This window comes from Stenotrophomonas sp. 2201_Sma (assembly GCF_056486685.1).
In genome coordinates, this window is record NZ_CM151329.1 from 3885547 (window position 1) to 3903023 (window position 17477).

A 17477-nucleotide genomic window follows, 5' to 3' on the forward strand; every position below is an offset into this window, starting at 1 on the left:
ATCACCAGCGGTAGCCGATGCGTGCATACCAGCGACGACCGAGCAGGTCGTAGGTCATGGTGTCTGTGTTGGCGTCGGTATAGCTCTGGATGAACGGCGCCGAGCGATCAAAGACGTTGTCCACGCCCAGCGCCACATCCAGCGCCTTGCTGACCGCGTACCTGAGCTGGAGATTGTGATAGAACACCGATGGCGCATGATCACCGATGTCGCCACGCGCGGCATTGATGTCGTCGGCCCGGCCGATGTACTGGGTGGTCCAGGTACCGGACCATTGCCCACGGGACGCGTTCATCGACATCAGTCCACGCCACTTGGCATAGCTGCCACGGCCGCCGGTGATCCTGCCGGCATACGTGATCACCTCTGCTCCGGCATACGGGCGCACGTCATAACGCTGAAGGTAGGAGATGTCGGCACTGATGCTGGCGTCCATGCCCCACGGCTTGAACTCGTAGAGTGCGCCCAGGTCGTAGCCACTGACCTGCTCATCGGCCGTGTTCACCGGCTGCGATGAGAGGTAGTTCACTTCGCCGGTGCGCGGGTCGCGGGTGAAGTTGCTGGCGTCGCAGAACGGATGCGCCAGCGACGGAGTGTTGTAGCAGATGGCCAGCTTGGTGGAGCCGGCGATACGCTGGATCGCGTTCTCGATGCGGATGCGGTAGTAGTCCAGGGTGAGCGTCAGCCCGGGTGCGAACGTGGGTGTCCACACCACCCCGGCGGTGAAGGAGGTCGCATCTTCCGGCTCGAGATCCGCATTGCCGCCGGACGTGGTCAGGATGGTATTGCCCGGCTGCACGTAACCAGCCGGCACGCCATCGGCCTGGCAGTTCGCACGCACGATCGAGCTGGCCGGCAGTCCGCTCCAGCCACTGCAGGGGTCGGTGGTGGTGAGGTTGCCCTCGGACACGCCACCGAACAGTTCGGGGATGTTGGGAATGCGGAATGCCGTAGCATAGGTGCTGCGCAGCTTCAGCGAAGGGCTGACCTGCCAGTCCAGCCCGGCCTTGTAGTTGAAGTCGCGCCCGAACAGGTCGTAGTCGGACACGCGGCCGGCCAGGTTGAGGTACAGCGAATCTGCGATGACCGCGTCCTGCAGCAGCGGCACCGCCAGCTCCATGTACGCTTCCTTGGCCGTGTATCGCCCGGCGATCGGATCCTGCTGGTTGGTGTTGCCGATGCCGAGCACGGTCAACGGATCCGGATCACGCCAACCGCGCTCCCTGCGCACCTCCACGCCCGCGGCGAATCCCACCCAGCCTGCCGGCAGCTCGAAGATCTGCCCGCTGAGATTGGCGGTGAAGCTCTTCTGCTCGTTTCCGCCGGTATCGCGCGAGGTGTACAGGATGTAATCCAGCACGTCACGGCTCAGGTCCCCGTAGCCGAGATAGTCGCCGCAGGGAATCGCTGCGCCGGGCGCGGTACTGCACAGGGACCGGTCCAGCGTCTGGTCGACGCGATCGAGGTTGGCGACATTGTCCGAACCATCCACGCCGGTGTTGCGCCCCCAGTTGAAGGCCACCGACCAGTCCCAGCTGGTGCCGAACTGGCCTTTCAGGCCCGCTACCACCCGGTAGGTGTCGGTCTCCTGGAAGAAGTGGCGGGGACCGGCCTCTTCCAGGCGCCGGCGCTGCAGCAGCAGATCCTGCCCGGTGGGATTGGTCGGATGGTCGGCGGCGATGTTGATCGGCCGGTAGACGCCCAGCCCACCCGAGGTCGCCAGCTGCCTGGACTGGCGGTTGGTGTACATCGCTTCGATGAACGCGCGTGTGCTGTCATTCAACTGGCTGTCGCCGAACACGCTCAGGCTGAGCCGCTCGATCGGGTTGACCGCGTTGAGCGTGGGATTGCCGTTGTAGTTGTGCTTGGCCGCCGAATAGGGCTCGTAGAAATCGCCGTCGCCTCCGGGCACCTGGTTGAAGTTGACCCGTCGGCCATCCGCCAGCAGTGCACGACCACCGATGGTGGACGAACTGCCGGAGCAGACCAGCCGGCCATCGGATTCGATCAGGCCGCAGGGCGCGCGCGAGGCCATGTTGACCGCGCCGCTGTCGAAGTAGCTGACCGCAGCCATCAGCGAGCCGCGTTCGCTGCTGACACCCCAGCTGACATCGACCGAGGTTTCCTCGCCGTCGCCCTGGCTGGTCTGGCCATAGCGCACCACCGCTTCGGCACCCTCGAATCCCTGCTTGGTGATGATGTTGACCACGCCAGCCACCGCATCGGCGCCATAGATTGCCGATGCACCGTCCTTGAGCACCTCCACGCGCTCGATCAGTGAGACCGGAATGACATTGAGGTCGACCGAACTGTTGGCGCCAGTGCCGCCATTGACGATGCGCCGGCCGTTGAGCAGGACCAGGGTCCGGTTGATGCCGAGACCGCGCAGATTGACCTGGGTGGTGCCGTAGCCGTTCTCGGCCCAGTACGCATTGCTCTGGCTGCCCGCGAACCCTGCCGAGGCCGGCAGGCGCTGCAGCAGGGTTTCCACCGAGGTGGCGCCGGAACGTTCGATGGCCTCGGCATCGACCACGCTCACCGGGCCGACGCCTGACAGCTGCGCGCGCTTGATGTGGCTGCCGGTCACCTGCACGGTATCCAGCGTGCGTGCCTTCGCATCGGGCGACTGCGCATCCTGCGCGGCGACGGAGTGGACAACGCAGACGCACAGCAGACTGCCGATGGCCGCAGCCATGGCATTGGACTTCAGATACATGTTCTCTCTCCCGCAGGAATACTGTCTCTGGGTGCCCCCGCCACGATTCGGGCAAAGGGACACGACGGCGTCATGTCGACGCGGGGACAGCCGCTCAGGCGATGGGAGGTCGGAATACGCGGGAAAGTTTGCTGGCAGGCAGGATCAGTGCCGGCAGCGCAATGTCCAGCGCGATGCGCGGATGGGCGCTGGGCAGCAGCAGCGATGGCATCGGAGGGTAGAGACTCAACAGGCAGCGGCAGTCGCAGCCGGCCGCGTCGACACAGCTGCAGTGATCCTTGTGCACGTCGCCGGCGGCCACCGGCGCCTGATCATGGCGGGTGTGGCCCGACGCCGGTGCCGCGCTGCGCGGTGTTGCCTGGCAGCCCGCAATCGCCCGGCCCGCGGAGCCTGCAGCGTCCCCGCCAGGCAGCGCCATGCGCGTCCCCGCCCACGCTCCGAAGACACCTTCGAAGAGGAGCACGGCCATCAGCAGCAGCGGCAGCCATCGGCGGTAAGGCATGGGACCCCTGAAGACCCTCGGTTATTTGTATATACATACAATCATTAGCGCGGCAGGCAACGGGCTGTCAACCGCCCGCGACAATGCGCGGGCGTCTCGCCATCCCTGCCGGATTCCCCTGCGTCCCACTGCCGCGCCGTACTGCTCTGGTTGCAGGCATTTCACCCGGCGTTGCGGAAGCGCTCATCCCATTGCGGACGCACACCGATTATCCTGCGCTGCAACATGACCCGACGATCCCAGATCGACAACGAGGATGCAAGCGAAGTGCGGGTTCCGGCAACTGCCGGTTTCAGATGCAACTTCCAGCCACTCTCCGCGGGTCATTTCCCCCCATTGCTGACAGGACGCGAATCATGAGCCTTTCTTCCCTCCAACAGGTCCCCGGCGTCGCCGCCCAGCCCCCGGCCGAAACCACCGGCTTCGTGTTCAACCACACCATGCTGCGGGTGAAGGACATCACCGCCTCGCTGGACTTCTACACCCGCGTGCTGGGCTACCGGCTGATCGACAAGCGTGACTTCGCCGAAGCGCAGTTCAGCCTGTATTTCCTGGCCTACGTGCCGTCCGGCGCCGTGGTGCCGGAAGACGATGCCGAGCGCCGCCTGTGGATGGCCGGCCTGCCGGGCGTGCTGGAGCTGACCCACAACCACGGCACTGAAGCCCTGGATGGCCCGGTCTACCACGACGGCAACAGCGATCCGCGCGGCTTCGGCCACATCTGCGTCTCGGTGCCCGAGCTGGAAGCTGCCTGCCAGCGCTTCGAAGATCTGGGCGTGCCGTTCCAGAAGCGCCTGACCGACGGTCGCATGAAGAACATCGCCTTCATCAAGGACCCTGACGGCTACTGGGTGGAAATCATCGCCAACGCCTGATCCGGAAAGGGGCACAATTGCGCTGGCGCCAGGCCATGCCCGGCGGCCTTGCTCCGATATTCATCGCACGGGAAGCAGGCCGCGCTGCGCGCTCGCCGGGCGCGGCCCGGCGCTATCCACACTGTCCCCTTTTCTGTAGAGGTACGCATGGAAACTATGGAACTGCACCGCGGTCGATTGATCGATCACCTGCAGCTGGTGGTGCGCGACCTGCCGGCCAGCCGCCGTTTCTACCAGGCGGTATTCGACACGATCGGCATTCCGGTTGCCGGCGAAGGGCCGGACTATTTCTGGGCTGACGAGCTGTTCATTTCCACCGCCAGCAGCGAAGCCGCTGCCGGCCAGCTGACCGGACGCCACCACCTGGCATTCCAGGCGCGCGATGCGGCGACCGTCGATGCGTTTCATGCTGCCGCCATCGCCGCTGGCGGCACCGACAACGGCGCACCGGGCGAGCGCCCCTATCATCCGGGCTACTACGGCGCGTTCGTGCTTGACCCGGATGGCAACAACATCGAGGTGGTCTATCACGGCCCGGCGCGCTACAGCGCCGACTCGGTGAAGGTGACGTTCTGATTCCATCGATGCCATGAACGAAGAAGCCGGGCAGTGCCCGGCTTCTTTTTTTCTACTGCGCCGGCGTCAATGCGCGGCCATGTAGATGTCCTGCAGCACGGCCTTTTCCAGCTCCAGCTCGCCCAGCAGATTCTTCACGATGTCGCCCAGGCTGAGGATGCCGACCAGGCGCGTGCCATCGGTGACCATCAGATGACGGCGCCGCGAGTACGTCATCAACGACATGGCCTGCTTCAGGGTGGCCTCCGGTGCGATGCCTTCCAGTCCCGTGGACGGCAGGGTGGAAATCACCCGGCGGCCCGCCTGCGGGCCATCGTCAGCCAGGGTACGCACGATGTCTTTCTCGGAGATGATGCCGACCGGCGCATCATCCTTCATCACCACCAGGGCAGCGATCCTGTTCGCGCTCATCTTGTGGGCGGCGGCACCGATGGTGTCTTCCGCATCGATGGTGATGACAGCTTCTTTCTTGGATTGCAGGAGTTCGCGGACGTTCATTCTTGTTTCCTGTTGCAGGTCACTGAAGTCAAAAAAGTGTGCTCTTCCGATTCGCCCCCTCCCCGGGAACAGACCTTTCAGCGCACGTCTGGCGCACCGGTCTGCCCATGGGGAATGCATCGGCAAGGCGAGGTGCTGCAACGCGAACGAGGCGGGTCCGGCAACGCAACCCGTATCTCGGTCGGCTCGATTCTACGACTGCGATCCTCGGTCACTAACGGCATCGATAGGACAGTACGTCGTGGGAACCTGCCGACGATCCAGAGAATGGCACTGCGGCTGAAACCGCCGCTGAACACGCGCGGTGCCGCGCGTTAAAGATTGATGGCCTGCTGCCGAACGCGGACAGAACACCCTGCGGGTGTCCCACTTGGCGCTGTGAGCGGCGCAAACGAAAGGGGGCCACGCGGCCCCCTTCACCTGAAGCATCCCATGCAGCCGATGGCGGTTACTCCACCGTCACGCTCTTGGCCAGGTTGCGCGGCTTGTCCACGTCGGTGCCACGCGCCAGTGCGGTGTGGTAGGCCAGCAGCTGCACCGGAATGGTATGCACCACCGGACTGAGCACGCCCGCGTGGCGCGGCGTACGGATCACATGCACGCCTTCGCTTTCGGAGAAGTTGCTGTCCTGGTCGGCGAACACGAACAGCTCGCCACCGCGCGCACGGACCTCCTGCATGTTCGACTTCACCTTCTCCAGCAGGCTGTCGTTGGGGGCGATCACCACCACCGGCATGTCCTCGTCCACCAGCGCCAGCGGACCGTGCTTGAGCTCGCCCGCCGGATACGCCTCGGCGTGGATATAGGAGATCTCCTTGAGCTTGAGCGAACCTTCCAGTGCGATCGGATAGTGCAGGCCACGGCCCAGGAACAGCGCGTTGGATTTGCGCGCGAAGCGCTCGGCCCAGGCCGCGATCTGCGGCTCCAGGTTCAACGCGTGCTGCACGCTGCCCGGCAGGAAGCGCAGCTGCTCCAGATAGTCGGCTTCCTGTGCGGCATCGACGCGCCCATGCAGCTTGCCCAGCACCACGGTCAGCTGGAACAGCGCGGCCAGCTGGGTAGTGAACGCCTTGGTCGAAGCCACGCCGATCTCGGCACCGGCACGGGTATAGCAGACCAGTTCACTGGCACGCGGAATCGCGCTTTCCGGCACGTTGCAGATCGAAAGCGTATGCCGGTGGCCGAGCGACTTGGCGTACTTCAGCGCCTCCATCGTGTCCAGCGTTTCGCCGGACTGGGAGATCGTCACCACCAGGTGCTTCGGGTTCGCGTACGCCGCGCGGTAGCGGTACTCGCTGGCGATCTCCACGCTGCACGGCAGGCCGGCGATGGACTCGATCCAGTAGCGCGCGGTCAGGCCGGCGTAGTAGCTGGTGCCACACGCCAGGATCTGCACGCCTTCGATGCCCGCCAGCACCGCCTCGGCATTCCTGCCGAACAGCTCGGCCGGGAAGCCACCGGCGTCGATCGCCGCCTCGATGGTGTCACCCAGCGCGCGCGGCTGCTCGTGGATTTCCTTCTGCATGAAATGGCGGTAAGGGCCAAGTTCCAGCGAGGCCAGCGACACGTCGGACAGGTGCACCTCGCGCTGTACCGGATGATCGTGCTCGTCGAAGATGCGCACACCCTCGCGGCGCACCTCGGCCGTGTCGCCCTCCTCCAGGAAGATCACCTTGCGGGTGGCCGAGATCACCGCTGAGACATCGGAGGCAACGAAATTCTCGCCCTCGCCCAGGCCGACCAGCAGCGGGCAGCCCATGCGTGCGCAGACGAAGCGCTCCGGCTCGGCACGGCTGACCACGGCCAGTGCATAGGCGCCGGTGAGTTCCTTCACGGTGCGCTGCAGCGCCACCAGCAGATCGTCACCGCTCTGCAGATGATGATGGATCAGGTGGGCGATCACTTCGGTGTCGGTCTGCGACTCGAAGGTGTAGCCCAGCGCGCGCAGCCGCTCGCGCTGTTCTTCATGGTTCTCGATGATGCCGTTGTGGACCAGGGCCACGCCCTGGCTGATGTGCGGATGCGCATTGGCCTCGGTGACGCCGCCATGGGTGGCCCAACGCGTATGGCCGATACCCAGCTGCGCATTGAACCCCTCGGCGGCGGCGGCAGCGGCCATCTCGGCGACCCGGCCGGTGCGGCGGACGCGGTGCACGTCAGGGCGATCGGTCGCGTCGATCACCGCGATGCCTGAAGAATCGTAGCCGCGGTACTCCAGTCGCTTCAGACCTTCGATAAGCACCGGCACCACGTCGCGATCAGCGATCGCTCCCACGATTCCACACATGTCACGCATTTCCTTGAAGACGGTCGCGGCATTCTAGCGTGCGTGTCCGGTTTCCCCCTCCTGTCCGCTTAATGAATGTGTCCGCACAGGTGTCCGCGGACACCCGGACACCGCCACTCGAATTGCAACTCATTGATGAGAAAGGAAATAAAGTTGGCACGCTACGTGCTTGGTATGGATCACCACCGTCAGGCACGAACCCGATGATCCGCGACACTTCCGCCCAGGACCAGATCGTTTCCTCCACCTCGTCCCGCCCGACCGCCGCCGCCTGGCATCGCTACCGTTGGCCGGCACTGGGCAGCATCGCCCTGCTCGCCGGCATCGGCTGGGCCGTGTACGCCTGGGCCAACGCCAGCCGCTCGTTCGACAGCAGCCGGGTGCGCATCGCCGAAGTGCAACGTGGCGACCTGGTGCGTGACATCGCCGCCGACGGCCGCGTGATCGCCGCCAACAGCCCGGTGCTGTATGCGATCTCCGCCGGCACCGTGGACCTGAAGGTTGTGGCCGGCGACGTGGTCAAGAAGGGCCAGGAGCTGGCGATCATCGACAGCCCGGAACTGCGCAGCAAGCTGGCCCAGGAACAGGCCACCCTGGCTGGCCTGGAAGCCGAGGCCAGCCGCGCCGCCCTGGACGCGACGCTGGCCCGCGCCAAGTCGCGCAAGGAAACCGATCAGGCCACCATCGAGCGCCAGGCTGCCGATCGCGACCTGCAGCGCTACCAGCGCGGCTTCGACGGCGGTGCCGTGCCGCAGATCGACCTGGCAAAGGCCCAGGACAGCCTGAAGAAAGCCGACATCAACCTTGCCAACGCCACCACCGATGCCCGCCTGCAGAGCCAGGGCGCCGACCTGGATGCACGCAACAAGCGGCTGCTGGCCGATCGCCAGAAGGCGGTGGTGGCCGAAGTGCAGCGCCAGGTCGATGCGCTGACCCTGCGCGCGCCGTTTGATGGCCAGGTGGGCCAGGTACAGGCCACCCAGTCCACCAACCTGGCAGCCAACGCGCCGGTGCTCGGCGTGGTGGACCTGTCCAAGTTCGAAGTCGAGATCAAGGTTCCGGAGAGCTTCGCTCGTGATCTGGCCATCGGCATGCCCGCACAGCTCACCGGCGGCAACGGCCAGCCGTTCCCGGGCGAGATCAGCGCGGTGTCGCCGGAAGTGGTGAACGGCGAGGTCAATGCCCGCGTGCGCTTCGCGGACAAGCAGCCCGAAGGCCTGCGCCAGAGCCAGCGGATGTCGGTCCGGGTGCTGCTGGATACCCGCAAGAACGTGCTGAAGGTCGAGCGCGGCCCGTTCGTCGAACAGGGCAACGGCGTGGCCTACGTGATGGATGGCCGCACGGCGGTGCGCCGTCCGGTGGAACTGGGCGTCAGCAGCCTGGGCGAAGTGGAAATCAAGTCGGGTGTGCAGCCGGGCGACCGTATCGTGGTCTCCGGCAGCGACCTGTTCAAGGACGCCGAACGCGTCTCCGTCAACTGATACATCCTGGAGAGAGGACACCCCATGTACATGCTCGAAATGCGTTCGGTCGCCAAGGTCTTCCGCACTGAACAGGTGGAAACCCATGCACTGCGCTCGCTGGAACTGCAGGTCAAGGAGGGCGAGTTCGTCGCCGTCACCGGTCCCTCCGGCTCCGGCAAGACCACCTTCCTCAACATCGCCGGCCTGCTGGAGACCTTCACCAGTGGCACCTACCTGCTTGATGGCGAGGATGTCAGCCAGCTCGGTGATGATGCGCGCAGCCGCCTGCGCAACCAGAAGATCGGCTTCATCTTCCAGGGCTTCAATCTGATTCCGGACCTGAACCTGTTCGACAACGTCGACGTGCCGCTTCGCTACCGCAAGATGAGTGCCGGTGAGCGCCGTGAGCGCATCGAGAAGGCGCTGACCCAGGTCGGCCTGGGCTCACGCATGAAGCACTACCCGAACGAACTGTCCGGCGGCCAGCAGCAGCGCGCGGCGATTGCCCGTGCCCTCGCCGGCAGCCCGCGCCTGCTGCTGGCCGACGAACCGACCGGCAACCTGGATACGCAGATGGCACGTGGCGTGATGGAGCTGCTGGAGGAAATCAACGCGGCCGGCACCACCATCGTCATGGTCACCCATGATCCGGAACTGGCCGCGCGTGCGCAGCGCAACGTGCACATCGTCGATGGCCAGGTCACCGACCTGGTGCGCGAGCCGGTGCTGTCCACCCCGCGCCGCATCGCCGCCGTCAACGAGTGAGGGCATGCCCATGTTCGCCTACTACGCACGACTGGCGGTACGCAGCTTCCGCCGCAACAAGGTACTGACCGCGCTGATGGTGGTGGCCATCGCACTGGGCATCGGTGCCTCGATGACCACCCTGACCGTGTTCCATGTCCTGTCCGGCGATCCGATTCCGGAGAAGAGCGACCGCTTGTTCTACGCGCAGCTCGATCCGCGGCCGCGCTCCGGCTACCTGACGGACGAGGAGCCGGAAGGCCAGATGACGCGGTTCGACGCCGAAGCCCTGCTGCGCGAGAAGCGCGCCGTGCACCAGGCGATGATGAGTGGCGGCAGTGCCATCGTCGAGCCGGAGGGCAGCACCCTCAAGCCGTTCTCGGTGGATACGCGCTGGACCTCGGCGGACTTCTTCCCGATGTTCAACGTGCCGATGCAGTACGGCCGCGCCTGGTCTGCCAGCGACGACGATGCGCACAGCCGCGTGGTGGTGCTGTCCAAGGCCATCAATGAAAAGCTGTTCCAGGGCGCCAACAGCGTGGGCCGCGAGATCCGCGTGAACAGCCAGTCGCTGCGCGTGATCGGCGTGATGAAGGAATGGAATCCCGAACCGCAGTTCTTCGACCTGACCACCGGTTCCTACGGCAAGGACGAGGACCTGCTGGTGCCGTTCTCCACTGCCATGGATCTGGATTTCGGCAACAACGGCAACATGAACTGCTTCCGCGACGGCGGCCCGGGCGGCGACAGCCACTCGCTCAGTGCGGCCTGCACCTGGATCCAGTACTGGGTCGAGCTGGAGCCGGGCAAGGTCGATGACTACCGCCGCTATCTGGTGAACTACTCCGACCAGCAGCGCGCTGCAGGCCGCTTCGAGCGTCCCGCCAACGTGCGTGTGCGCAGCGTCATGGAGTGGCTGGACTTCAACGGTGCGGTGCCCAGCGACGTGCGCCTGCAGATGTGGCTGGCGCTGGGCTTCCTGGGCGTGTGCCTGGTCAATACGGTCGGTCTGCTGCTGGCCAAGTTCCTGCGCCGCAGCGGTGAGATCGGCGTGCGGCGTGCGCTGGGTGCCAGCCGTGGGCAGATCTTCCTGCAGTGCCTGGTCGAAGCCGGTGCCATCGGCGTGGTCGGCGGTGTGCTCGGCATCGGCCTGGCCCTGATCGGTCTGGCCGCAGTGCGCAGGCAGCCGGTGGAGTACGCCCAGCTGGCCCATCTGGACGGCAGCATGCTGCTGCTCGCCCTCGGCCTGACCCTGCTGGCCAGCCTGGCCGCCGGATTCCTTCCGGCCTGGCGTGCCATGCAGGTCACCCCCGCCATCCAGCTCAAGTCGCAGTAAGCACAAGGACACTGCCATGGATATCCGCCCCATCCTCAGCACGCTGCGCCGGCACAAGACCGCCGCTGCCCTGATCGTGCTGGAAATCGCGCTGACCTGCGCCATCGTCTGCAACGCGTTGTTCCTGGTCAGCCAGCGCGTGGAGAAGATCACCCAGCCCAGCGGCCTGGCCGAGAACGAACTGGTGATCGTCCGTACCAGCGGCATCGGCACCCAGACCAATGCCATGGCGCGTACCCAGGAAGACCTGGCCGCGCTGCGCGCCGTTCCCGGTGCGACCAGCGTGACCAAGGTCAACCAGCTGCCGTTCCGCCCCAGCTCGTCCAATACCAGCATCTCGCGCGAGCGCGACCCGGAACGGCCGACGACCTCGGCGACGCTGTACATGTTCAACGAAGGTGCGTTGTCCACCCTGGGCCTGCAGCTGGTGGCCGGCCGTGACTTCCTGCCCGGCGAGTACATCGACTTCGAGGACGCACGCAAGTCGGCCAGCACCACACCGGACAAGGCTTCGGCGGTGATCCTCAACCAGGCCGTGGCCGAGAAGATGTTCCCGGGCCAGAACCCGCTGGGCAAGACCTTCTACATGGGTCGGCAGGCGCTGCACGTGGTGGGCGTGGTTGCCCACCTCGCGCCGCCGACGGACTGGAACAACAACACCACCCTGTCGATGATCCTGCCGGTGCGCACCGACTTCGCCAGCGGCGGCCCGTACATGCTGCGCACCACGCCTGAACGCCGCGATGAAGTGCTGAAGGGTGCCCTGGCGGCCCTGGAACGCAACGATCCCAACCGCCTGGTGCGCGAGAAGCTCAGCTATGAGGACCAGCGCAACGACTACTTCAAGAACGACCGGGCGATGGTCGGACTGCTGGTCACCGTGTGCATCGCCCTGCTGGTGGTGACGGCGCTGGGCATCGTCGGCCTGGCCAGCTTCTGGGTGCAGCAGCGCAGCAAGCAGATCGGCATCCGCCGTGCGCTCGGTGCCACCCGCGGCCAGGTGCTGCGCTACTTCCAGACCGAGAACTTCCTGCTGGCCTCGCTGGGCATCGTGCTGGGCATGCTGGCGGCCTACGCCATCAATCTGTGGTTGATGAACATGTACGAGCTGCCTCGCATGCCGCTGCTGTACCTGCCGCTGGGTGCGGTGCTGCTGTGGGCACTGGGCCAGATCGCCGTGTTCGGCCCTGCGCGCCGGGCGGCCGCCGTGCCCCCGGCCGTCGCCACGCGGGGGGCGTGACATGCGCGCGCGCTTCCTCACGATGATGCTGATGCTGCCGCTGCCGGCCCTTGCCGGCAGCAGCAACCAGCAGACCCTGAGCTGGCAGGACGACGGCGCCCATGTGGCGCTGGCTTCCTCGGGCGGCCACGTGCGGGTCGATGCGGCGCATCCGGAGGCGCGCTTCGGCGTGCGCCGTGGCGACCGCATCCTGCGCGTGGACGATACCGCCGTGCAGCAGGTCGACCAGCTGACAGCCGCGATGCAGGCCACCGACGCATCCAGCGTACGGCTGCTGCTGCAGCGCGATGGAAAGACGCTGACCGTGCCGGTGTCCCTGGCGGGCTGGCGGCCCCTGCTGTCACCGCCCGCCGCACCACCACCGCCGCCGGCTCCGCCGCCGCCACGGCGGTGATCCGGCGTCGCCTGCAGGGCCGCAGGTTTTAGCTATGCTTGATGGGTGGCGCCGGCTCCTGCCGGCGCCCTGGAACCTACGGCTCTCTCCGGCGCTGCCCATCCCTTTTCCAGAACCGTTCCATGCCCGCGATCCTCATCATCGACGACAACGCCAGCGTGGGCACCGCGCTGGACGTGCTGTTCTCCCTGCACGACATCGACACGCTGCAGGCACAGAGCCCGGCCGAAGGCCTGGCCCTGCTCGAATCGCAGCCGGTGGACCTGGTGATCCAGGACATGAACTTCAGCGAGGACACCACCTCCGGCGAGGAAGGCGAAGCCCTGTTCGCGCAGATCCGCGCACGCCACCCCGACCTGCCGGTGATCCTGCTGACCGCCTGGACCCATCTGAGCAGCGCGGTGGACCTGGTCAAGGCCGGCGCGGCCGATTACCTGGCCAAGCCCTGGGACGACCGCAAGCTGCTGACCACGGTCAACAACCTGCTGGAACTGTCCGAAGCACGTCGCGAACTGGACCGTCGGCGCGAACGCGAGCAGCGTCAGCGCACCGCGCTGGAACAGAAGTACGACCTCAGTGGTGCCGTCTTCGCCGATCCTGCCAGTGAACGCGTGATCGCCCTGGCCTGCCAGGTCGCACGCTCCGAACTGCCGGTCCTGATCACCGGACCCAATGGCGCCGGCAAGGAGAAGATCGCGCAGATCATCCAGGCCAATTCGCTGGTGGCAAAGGGACCGTTCGTCACGGTCAACTGTGGTGCGCTGCCGTCCGAGCTGATCGAAGCCGAGCTGTTCGGCGCCGAGGCAGGTGCCTACACCGGTGCCAACAAGGCGCGCGAAGGCAAGTTCGAGGCGGCCGATGGAGGCACCCTGTTCCTGGATGAGATCGGCAACCTGTCGCTGGGCGGGCAGATGAAGCTGCTGCGCGTGCTGGAGACCGGTCGCTTCGAGCGCCTGGGCTCCAACCGCGAACGCCAGGTCAAGGTACGCGTGGTCAGCGCCACCAATGCCGACCTGCCGGCGATGATCCGCGACGGCACGTTCCGCGAGGACCTGTACTACCGCCTCAACACCGTGGAGTTGGTGCTGCCGCCGCTGGCCGAGCGGCCCGGCGACATTCTGCCGCTGGCCGAACGCTTCCTGGCGGGCGGCAAGCCGTTGTCCAGCGCCGCCGCTGCCGCGTTGCAACGGCACCCGTGGCCGGGCAACGTGCGCGAACTGCGCAACGTGATCCAGCGCGCCGAGCTGCTGGCCACCGGCAACCGCATTGAAGTGACCGATCTCAACCTGCCACGCGCTCCGGCTGCGCCACGCCCGGCGCCGAGCGCCGGCAACGATCCGGACCGCACGCGTATCGAGGAGGTACTGGCGCGCAATCATGGGGTCATCGCGCAGGCGGCCGCCGAACTCGGTCTCAGCCGCCAGGCACTGTACCGGCGCATGGACCGCCACGGCATTCCGCGCGAATGAAGCGACGCGCGTTCACCTTCCGCCTGTTCCTGCGCCTGCTGCCGGTGCTGGCGCTGGCTGCCGCGCTGCCCTGGCTGCTGGCCTACTGGCTCGACCACGGCTGGGCGGTGGCCATGGTATCCACGGTGATCCTGCTTGCCCTGATGTGGTGGGCGCTGCGCCGCGCCACCGCACCGGTCCGCTCGCTGATGCGTGCGTTGTCCGGCACCACCAGCAGCTACCGCGATGGCGAGTACAACTTCGGCGTTCACTGGGAAGGCAACGACGAACTGGGTGACCTGGTGAAGGCACATCGCGAGTTGGGCGACGTGCTGCGCGAGCAGCGCCAGGGTCTGGTGCAACGCGAACTGCTGCTGGACACAATGGTGCAGAACACGCCCGTGGCGATGCTGCTGATCGCATCAGGCGGCGATGGCATCGCCCGTGTGGTGTTCTCCAACCTGGCTGCGCGCAAGCTGCTGCATGGTGGCTGGAAGCTGGAGGGCCAGCGCCTGGAGGAGGTGCTGGAGCAGGTGCCGGTGGAACTGCGCGACGCCATCGCCCGCGGCGGCGACAGCCTGTTCGCGGTGCAGGCCGAAGGCGAAGACGGCGACGAGGATGACGAGCAGGTCTACCACCTGTCGCGGCGCGCGTTCCATCTCAATGGACGGCCCCATGATCTGCTGCTGGTGCGTCTGCTCACCGCCGAGCTGCGCAGGCAGGAAGTCCAGACCTGGAAGAAGGTGATCCGGGTGATCAGCCACGAGCTGAACAATTCGCTGGCACCGATTGCCTCGCTGGCGCATTCCGGAGGGGAACTGGTCAAGCGTGAGCGGTTCGACCGCCTGCCGGAGATCTTCACCACCATCGAAGATCGCGCCCGCCACCTGGAGGGGTTCATCCGCGGATACGCACGCTTCGCCAAGCTGCCACAACCCCAGCTGCAGACCGTGCACTGGGCCCCGTTCCTGTCCAGCCTGCGCCAGCAGATTCCGTTCGGCATGGAGCAGGAACCGGACGAGGAGATGAGCAGCCGCATCGATATCGCGCAGTTCGGGCAGGCACTGCTGAACCTACTGAAGAACGCGCACGAAGCCTGCGCGGAAGCCGATCCGCCCAACGATGACGTGCAGGTGCAGTTGACCCGCCTGCCCCAGTGGCTGCGTCTGGATGTGCTTGATCGCGGCAAAGGCATGAACGAGCAGGTACTGCAGAATGCGTTGATGCCGTTCTATTCGACCAAGCGCAACGGCACCGGGCTGGGACTGGCGCTGACCCGGGAGATCGTGGAGGCGCACGGTGGACGGGTGTCGCTGCAGAACCGCAGTGAGGGTGGGTTGTGTGTTTCGATCCTGCTGCCGGCGGGGTGAGGTGACGCTCGGGTGATCGGAAGCAGGAGTGGCCGCTCCGCTCGCCGGGCATGGCCCGGCGCTACCCGACCACGGAACGACCTTCAGCCATCCATCGAAGACAGGACACGCCGCATCGCCACCCGTAGATGCATCGGGAACCCCAATGCGGCTTCCTCCGCCATCACGGCCTGCAGCCCGTCACCCCATTCCTCCTGCGCAAGCCCCACGAATCCCTCGCCGGCATAGAACGGCGCATTCCACGGCACGTCTGCCAGCGTGGTCAGCACCGCAGAGCGATAGCCCTGGGTCCTGGCCAATGCCAACGCGTGCCGCAGCAAAGCACGACCATGGCCACGACGCGCATGCGTCGGGTCCACATCCATCTGCAGCACATGGAATTCGCCGCACAGCCCGCCTGCCAGCAGGTAACCGGCGATGCCGCCGCCGTCGGCGTCATCCACCACCCACAGCTGGCCGCGCCGGAGGCCGTCCCGCAGCGCCTGCAGATCCAGGCCGTGGCCGGCGAACACCGGATAGGCTTCGTGGCCCTTCAGCAGTTCGCCGGCACGCTGTTCGATCGCCGGCAGCACGCCGAGCTCGTCGGCATGCGGAATCCGTGGCTCAGGATTTCTTGACCGGCCGCTTCCAGCCATCGATGGTTTCCTGCCGTGCGCGTGCCAGCGTCAGCTTGCCGTCCGGCGCGGTGCGGGTGATGACCGAACCGGCGGCGATGGTGGCGCCCTCGCCGATCAGCACCGGCGCCACCAGCGAGCTGTTGGAACCGATGAAGGCATTGTCGCCGATGGTCGTGGTCGACTTGTTCACGCCGTCGTAGTTGCAGGTGATGGTGCCGGCGCCGATGTTCACCTTGCTGCCGATCACCGCATCGCCCAGATAGGTCAGGTGGTTGGCCTTGCTGCCCACGCCGAGGGTCACTTTCTTGGTCTCCACGAAGTTGCCTACGTGGACGCCATCGGCGAGCACCGTGCCCGGACGCAGCCGGGCGAACGGGCCGACCGATGCGGCACCTTCGGTGACCACCCCTTCCAGGTCGCAGTGCGCGCGCACTTCGGTGCCCGGCCCGAGCGTCACGTCCTTGAGTCGATTGAACGGGCCGATGGTCACGCCATCCCCCAGCACCACCTTGCCCTCAAGAATGACATCGACATCGATGAGCACATCGCTGCCGACCGTCACGCTGCCGCGGATATCCAGCCGTGACGGGTCCAGCACGCGCGCGCCCTGCGCGCACAGCGCACGTACTGCGCGGCGCTGCCACGCGCGCTCGAGCTGCGCCAGTTGCCAGGGATCGTTCGCCCCTTCTGCTTCCTGCACATCGGCCACCAGAGCCATCTCGGCCGGGGTGAACTCACGGGCTGCAAAGGCAAATACGTCGGTCAGGTAGTACTCGCCCTGCGCGTTGCTGTTGGACAGCTGCGAGAGCCACCGGCGCAGCGCGGTCGATTCGGCGGTGATGATGCCGGTATTGATCGTGCGCACGCGCAGCTGGTCATCGCTGGCGTCCTTCTGTTCGACGATGGCGCCGACCCGGCCCTCGGCGTCGCGCAGCACGCGGCCATAACCGGTCGGGTCATCGACATCGGCCACAAGCACGGCCAGCCGGCCCGGCTGCGCCAGCAGGTCGCGCAGCGTCTGCGCGCGGATCAACGGCACATCGCCGTACAGCACCAGCACCTGCGCGGCGTCGGGCACCTGCGGCATCGCCTGCGCGACGGCGTGGCCGGTCCCGAGCTGCTGTGCCTGCTCGGCCCATTGCAGGTCGGTCTGGTCGGCGAAGTGGCGCCGCACTGCCTCGCCACCATGGCCATACACCACGTGGATCGCAGCGGGGTCGAGCTCGCGGGCGGCAGCGATGACATGCGCGAGCATCGGCTGCCCGGCGATCGGCTGCAGCACCTTCGGCAGCACCGACTTCATGCGCTTGCCGGCACCTGCGGCCAGGATGATCACGTGCAGGGGTTGGGTCATGGGGGGAATCCGTGGTTCGATGACACCGATTCTAGAGCGTGGCCCGTTAACATGGAT

The 17477-nt window shown here is 66.2% G+C and carries 15 protein-coding genes; 9 read left to right on the forward strand and 6 right to left on the reverse strand.

Annotated features, from left to right (window positions below):
- Position 1: 1 nt before the first annotated feature.
- Both ACZLIF_RS17860 and ACZLIF_RS17865 read right to left on the reverse strand, forming a co-directional pair.
- Complete coding sequence (locus ACZLIF_RS17860; RefSeq protein WP_080375310.1) at positions 2-2716, reverse strand: TonB-dependent receptor; 2715 nt, start codon at positions 2714-2716, stop codon at positions 2-4.
- A gap of 94 nt (positions 2717-2810) precedes the next feature.
- The gene (locus ACZLIF_RS17865) at positions 2811-3185 is read right to left on the reverse strand and encodes a CopL family metal-binding regulatory protein (RefSeq protein WP_128988988.1); all 375 of its coding nucleotides are present in this window, start codon (positions 3183-3185) and stop codon (positions 2811-2813) included.
- Positions 3186-3574: 389 nt separating this feature from the next.
- On the opposite strand from ACZLIF_RS17865, the gene gloA reads away from it, so the two are divergent.
- Together gloA and ACZLIF_RS17875 are read left to right on the forward strand one after the other, a co-directional pair.
- On the forward strand, positions 3575-4093 hold the full coding sequence (gene gloA / locus ACZLIF_RS17870) for a lactoylglutathione lyase (protein ID WP_128988990.1): 519 nt from the start codon (positions 3575-3577) through the stop codon (positions 4091-4093).
- A gap of 147 nt (positions 4094-4240) precedes the next feature.
- Entirely contained in the window at positions 4241-4669 is a 429-nt protein-coding gene (locus ACZLIF_RS17875) for a VOC family protein (RefSeq protein WP_053518717.1), read from the forward strand.
- Positions 4670-4735: 66 nt separating this feature from the next.
- On the opposite strand, the gene ACZLIF_RS17880 is transcribed toward ACZLIF_RS17875, so the two are convergent.
- Both ACZLIF_RS17880 and glmS read right to left on the reverse strand, forming a co-directional pair.
- The gene (locus ACZLIF_RS17880) at positions 4736-5167 is read right to left on the reverse strand and encodes a CBS domain-containing protein (RefSeq protein ID WP_053518718.1); all 432 of its coding nucleotides are present in this window, start codon (positions 5165-5167) and stop codon (positions 4736-4738) included.
- 448 nt (positions 5168-5615) lie between these two features.
- A complete protein-coding gene (gene glmS, locus ACZLIF_RS17885) occupies positions 5616-7454 on the reverse strand; it encodes a glutamine--fructose-6-phosphate transaminase (isomerizing) (protein WP_478462161.1) in 1839 nt (612 codons plus the stop codon).
- 203 nt (positions 7455-7657) lie between these two features.
- On the opposite strand from glmS, the gene ACZLIF_RS17890 reads away from it, so the two are divergent.
- The 7 genes from ACZLIF_RS17890 (at position 7658) to ACZLIF_RS17920 (ending at position 15449) form a co-directional block, all read left to right on the forward strand.
- Positions 7658-8935: an efflux RND transporter periplasmic adaptor subunit gene (locus ACZLIF_RS17890; RefSeq protein WP_128988994.1), complete on the forward strand. Its 1278-nt coding sequence runs from the start codon at positions 7658-7660 to the stop codon at positions 8933-8935.
- A gap of 24 nt (positions 8936-8959) precedes the next feature.
- On the forward strand, positions 8960-9682 hold the full coding sequence (locus ACZLIF_RS17895) for an ABC transporter ATP-binding protein (RefSeq protein ID WP_128988996.1): 723 nt from the start codon (positions 8960-8962) through the stop codon (positions 9680-9682).
- Positions 9683-9692: 10 nt separating this feature from the next.
- A complete protein-coding gene (locus ACZLIF_RS17900; protein WP_053518747.1) occupies positions 9693-10997 on the forward strand; it encodes an ABC transporter permease in 1305 nt (434 codons plus the stop codon).
- A 16-nt stretch (positions 10998-11013) separates the two neighbouring features.
- Positions 11014-12237, forward strand: a complete 1224-nt coding sequence (locus ACZLIF_RS17905; protein ID WP_128988998.1) for an ABC transporter permease — start codon at positions 11014-11016, stop codon at positions 12235-12237.
- A 1-nt stretch (position 12238) separates the two neighbouring features.
- Entirely contained in the window at positions 12239-12631 is a 393-nt protein-coding gene (locus tag ACZLIF_RS17910) for a PDZ domain-containing protein (RefSeq protein ID WP_128988999.1), read from the forward strand.
- A gap of 122 nt (positions 12632-12753) precedes the next feature.
- Positions 12754-14100 carry a sigma-54-dependent transcriptional regulator gene (locus tag ACZLIF_RS17915; protein WP_074899853.1) on the forward strand — a complete coding sequence of 449 codons (1347 nt, stop codon included), beginning with the start codon at positions 12754-12756 and terminating at the stop codon, positions 14098-14100.
- The gene (locus ACZLIF_RS17920) at positions 14097-15449 is read left to right on the forward strand and encodes a sensor histidine kinase (RefSeq protein WP_128989001.1); all 1353 of its coding nucleotides are present in this window, start codon (positions 14097-14099) and stop codon (positions 15447-15449) included. Before ACZLIF_RS17915 ends, ACZLIF_RS17920 begins: the two co-directional genes overlap by 4 nt.
- 83 nt (positions 15450-15532) lie before the next feature.
- Here the strand turns inward: ACZLIF_RS17920 and ACZLIF_RS17925 are convergent, their stop codons facing one another.
- Both ACZLIF_RS17925 and glmU read right to left on the reverse strand, forming a co-directional pair.
- On the reverse strand, positions 15533-16084 hold the full coding sequence (locus ACZLIF_RS17925; protein ID WP_128989003.1) for a GNAT family N-acetyltransferase: 552 nt from the start codon (positions 16082-16084) through the stop codon (positions 15533-15535).
- On the reverse strand, positions 16053-17420 hold the full coding sequence (gene glmU / locus ACZLIF_RS17930) for a bifunctional UDP-N-acetylglucosamine diphosphorylase/glucosamine-1-phosphate N-acetyltransferase GlmU (protein WP_065175197.1): 1368 nt from the start codon (positions 17418-17420) through the stop codon (positions 16053-16055). The genes ACZLIF_RS17925 and glmU overlap by 32 nt, the downstream gene beginning before the upstream one ends.
- Positions 17421-17477 lie beyond the last annotated feature (57 nt).

What these genes read in the sequence shown, in the direction of transcription:
- ACZLIF_RS17925 (WP_128989003.1), bottom strand. Translation starts at nt 16,084, where the DNA reads ATGGCTGGAAGCGGCCGGTCAAGAAATCCTGAGCCACGGATTCCGCAT.
- glmU (WP_065175197.1), bottom strand. Translation starts at nt 17,420, where the DNA reads ATGACCCAACCCCTGCACGTGATCATCCTGGCCGCAGGTGCCGGCAAG.
- ACZLIF_RS17880 (WP_053518718.1), bottom strand. Translation starts at nt 5,167, where the DNA reads ATGAACGTCCGCGAACTCCTGCAATCCAAGAAAGAAGCTGTCATCACC.
- ACZLIF_RS17920 (WP_128989001.1), top strand. Translation starts at nt 14,097, where the DNA reads ATGAAGCGACGCGCGTTCACCTTCCGCCTGTTCCTGCGCCTGCTGCCG.
- gloA (WP_128988990.1), top strand. Translation starts at nt 3,575, where the DNA reads ATGAGCCTTTCTTCCCTCCAACAGGTCCCCGGCGTCGCCGCCCAGCCC.
- ACZLIF_RS17865 (WP_128988988.1), bottom strand. Translation starts at nt 3,185, where the DNA reads ATGGCCGTGCTCCTCTTCGAAGGTGTCTTCGGAGCGTGGGCGGGGACG.
- ACZLIF_RS17900 (WP_053518747.1), top strand. Translation starts at nt 9,693, where the DNA reads ATGTTCGCCTACTACGCACGACTGGCGGTACGCAGCTTCCGCCGCAAC.
- ACZLIF_RS17875 (WP_053518717.1), top strand. Translation starts at nt 4,241, where the DNA reads ATGGAAACTATGGAACTGCACCGCGGTCGATTGATCGATCACCTGCAG.
- ACZLIF_RS17890 (WP_128988994.1), top strand. Translation starts at nt 7,658, where the DNA reads ATGATCCGCGACACTTCCGCCCAGGACCAGATCGTTTCCTCCACCTCG.
- ACZLIF_RS17860 (WP_080375310.1), bottom strand. Translation starts at nt 2,716, where the DNA reads ATGTATCTGAAGTCCAATGCCATGGCTGCGGCCATCGGCAGTCTGCTG.
- glmS (WP_478462161.1), bottom strand. Translation starts at nt 7,454, where the DNA reads ATGTGTGGAATCGTGGGAGCGATCGCTGATCGCGACGTGGTGCCGGTG.
- ACZLIF_RS17905 (WP_128988998.1), top strand. Translation starts at nt 11,014, where the DNA reads ATGGATATCCGCCCCATCCTCAGCACGCTGCGCCGGCACAAGACCGCC.
- ACZLIF_RS17910 (WP_128988999.1), top strand. Translation starts at nt 12,239, where the DNA reads ATGCGCGCGCGCTTCCTCACGATGATGCTGATGCTGCCGCTGCCGGCC.
- ACZLIF_RS17915 (WP_074899853.1), top strand. Translation starts at nt 12,754, where the DNA reads ATGCCCGCGATCCTCATCATCGACGACAACGCCAGCGTGGGCACCGCG.
- ACZLIF_RS17895 (WP_128988996.1), top strand. Translation starts at nt 8,960, where the DNA reads ATGTACATGCTCGAAATGCGTTCGGTCGCCAAGGTCTTCCGCACTGAA.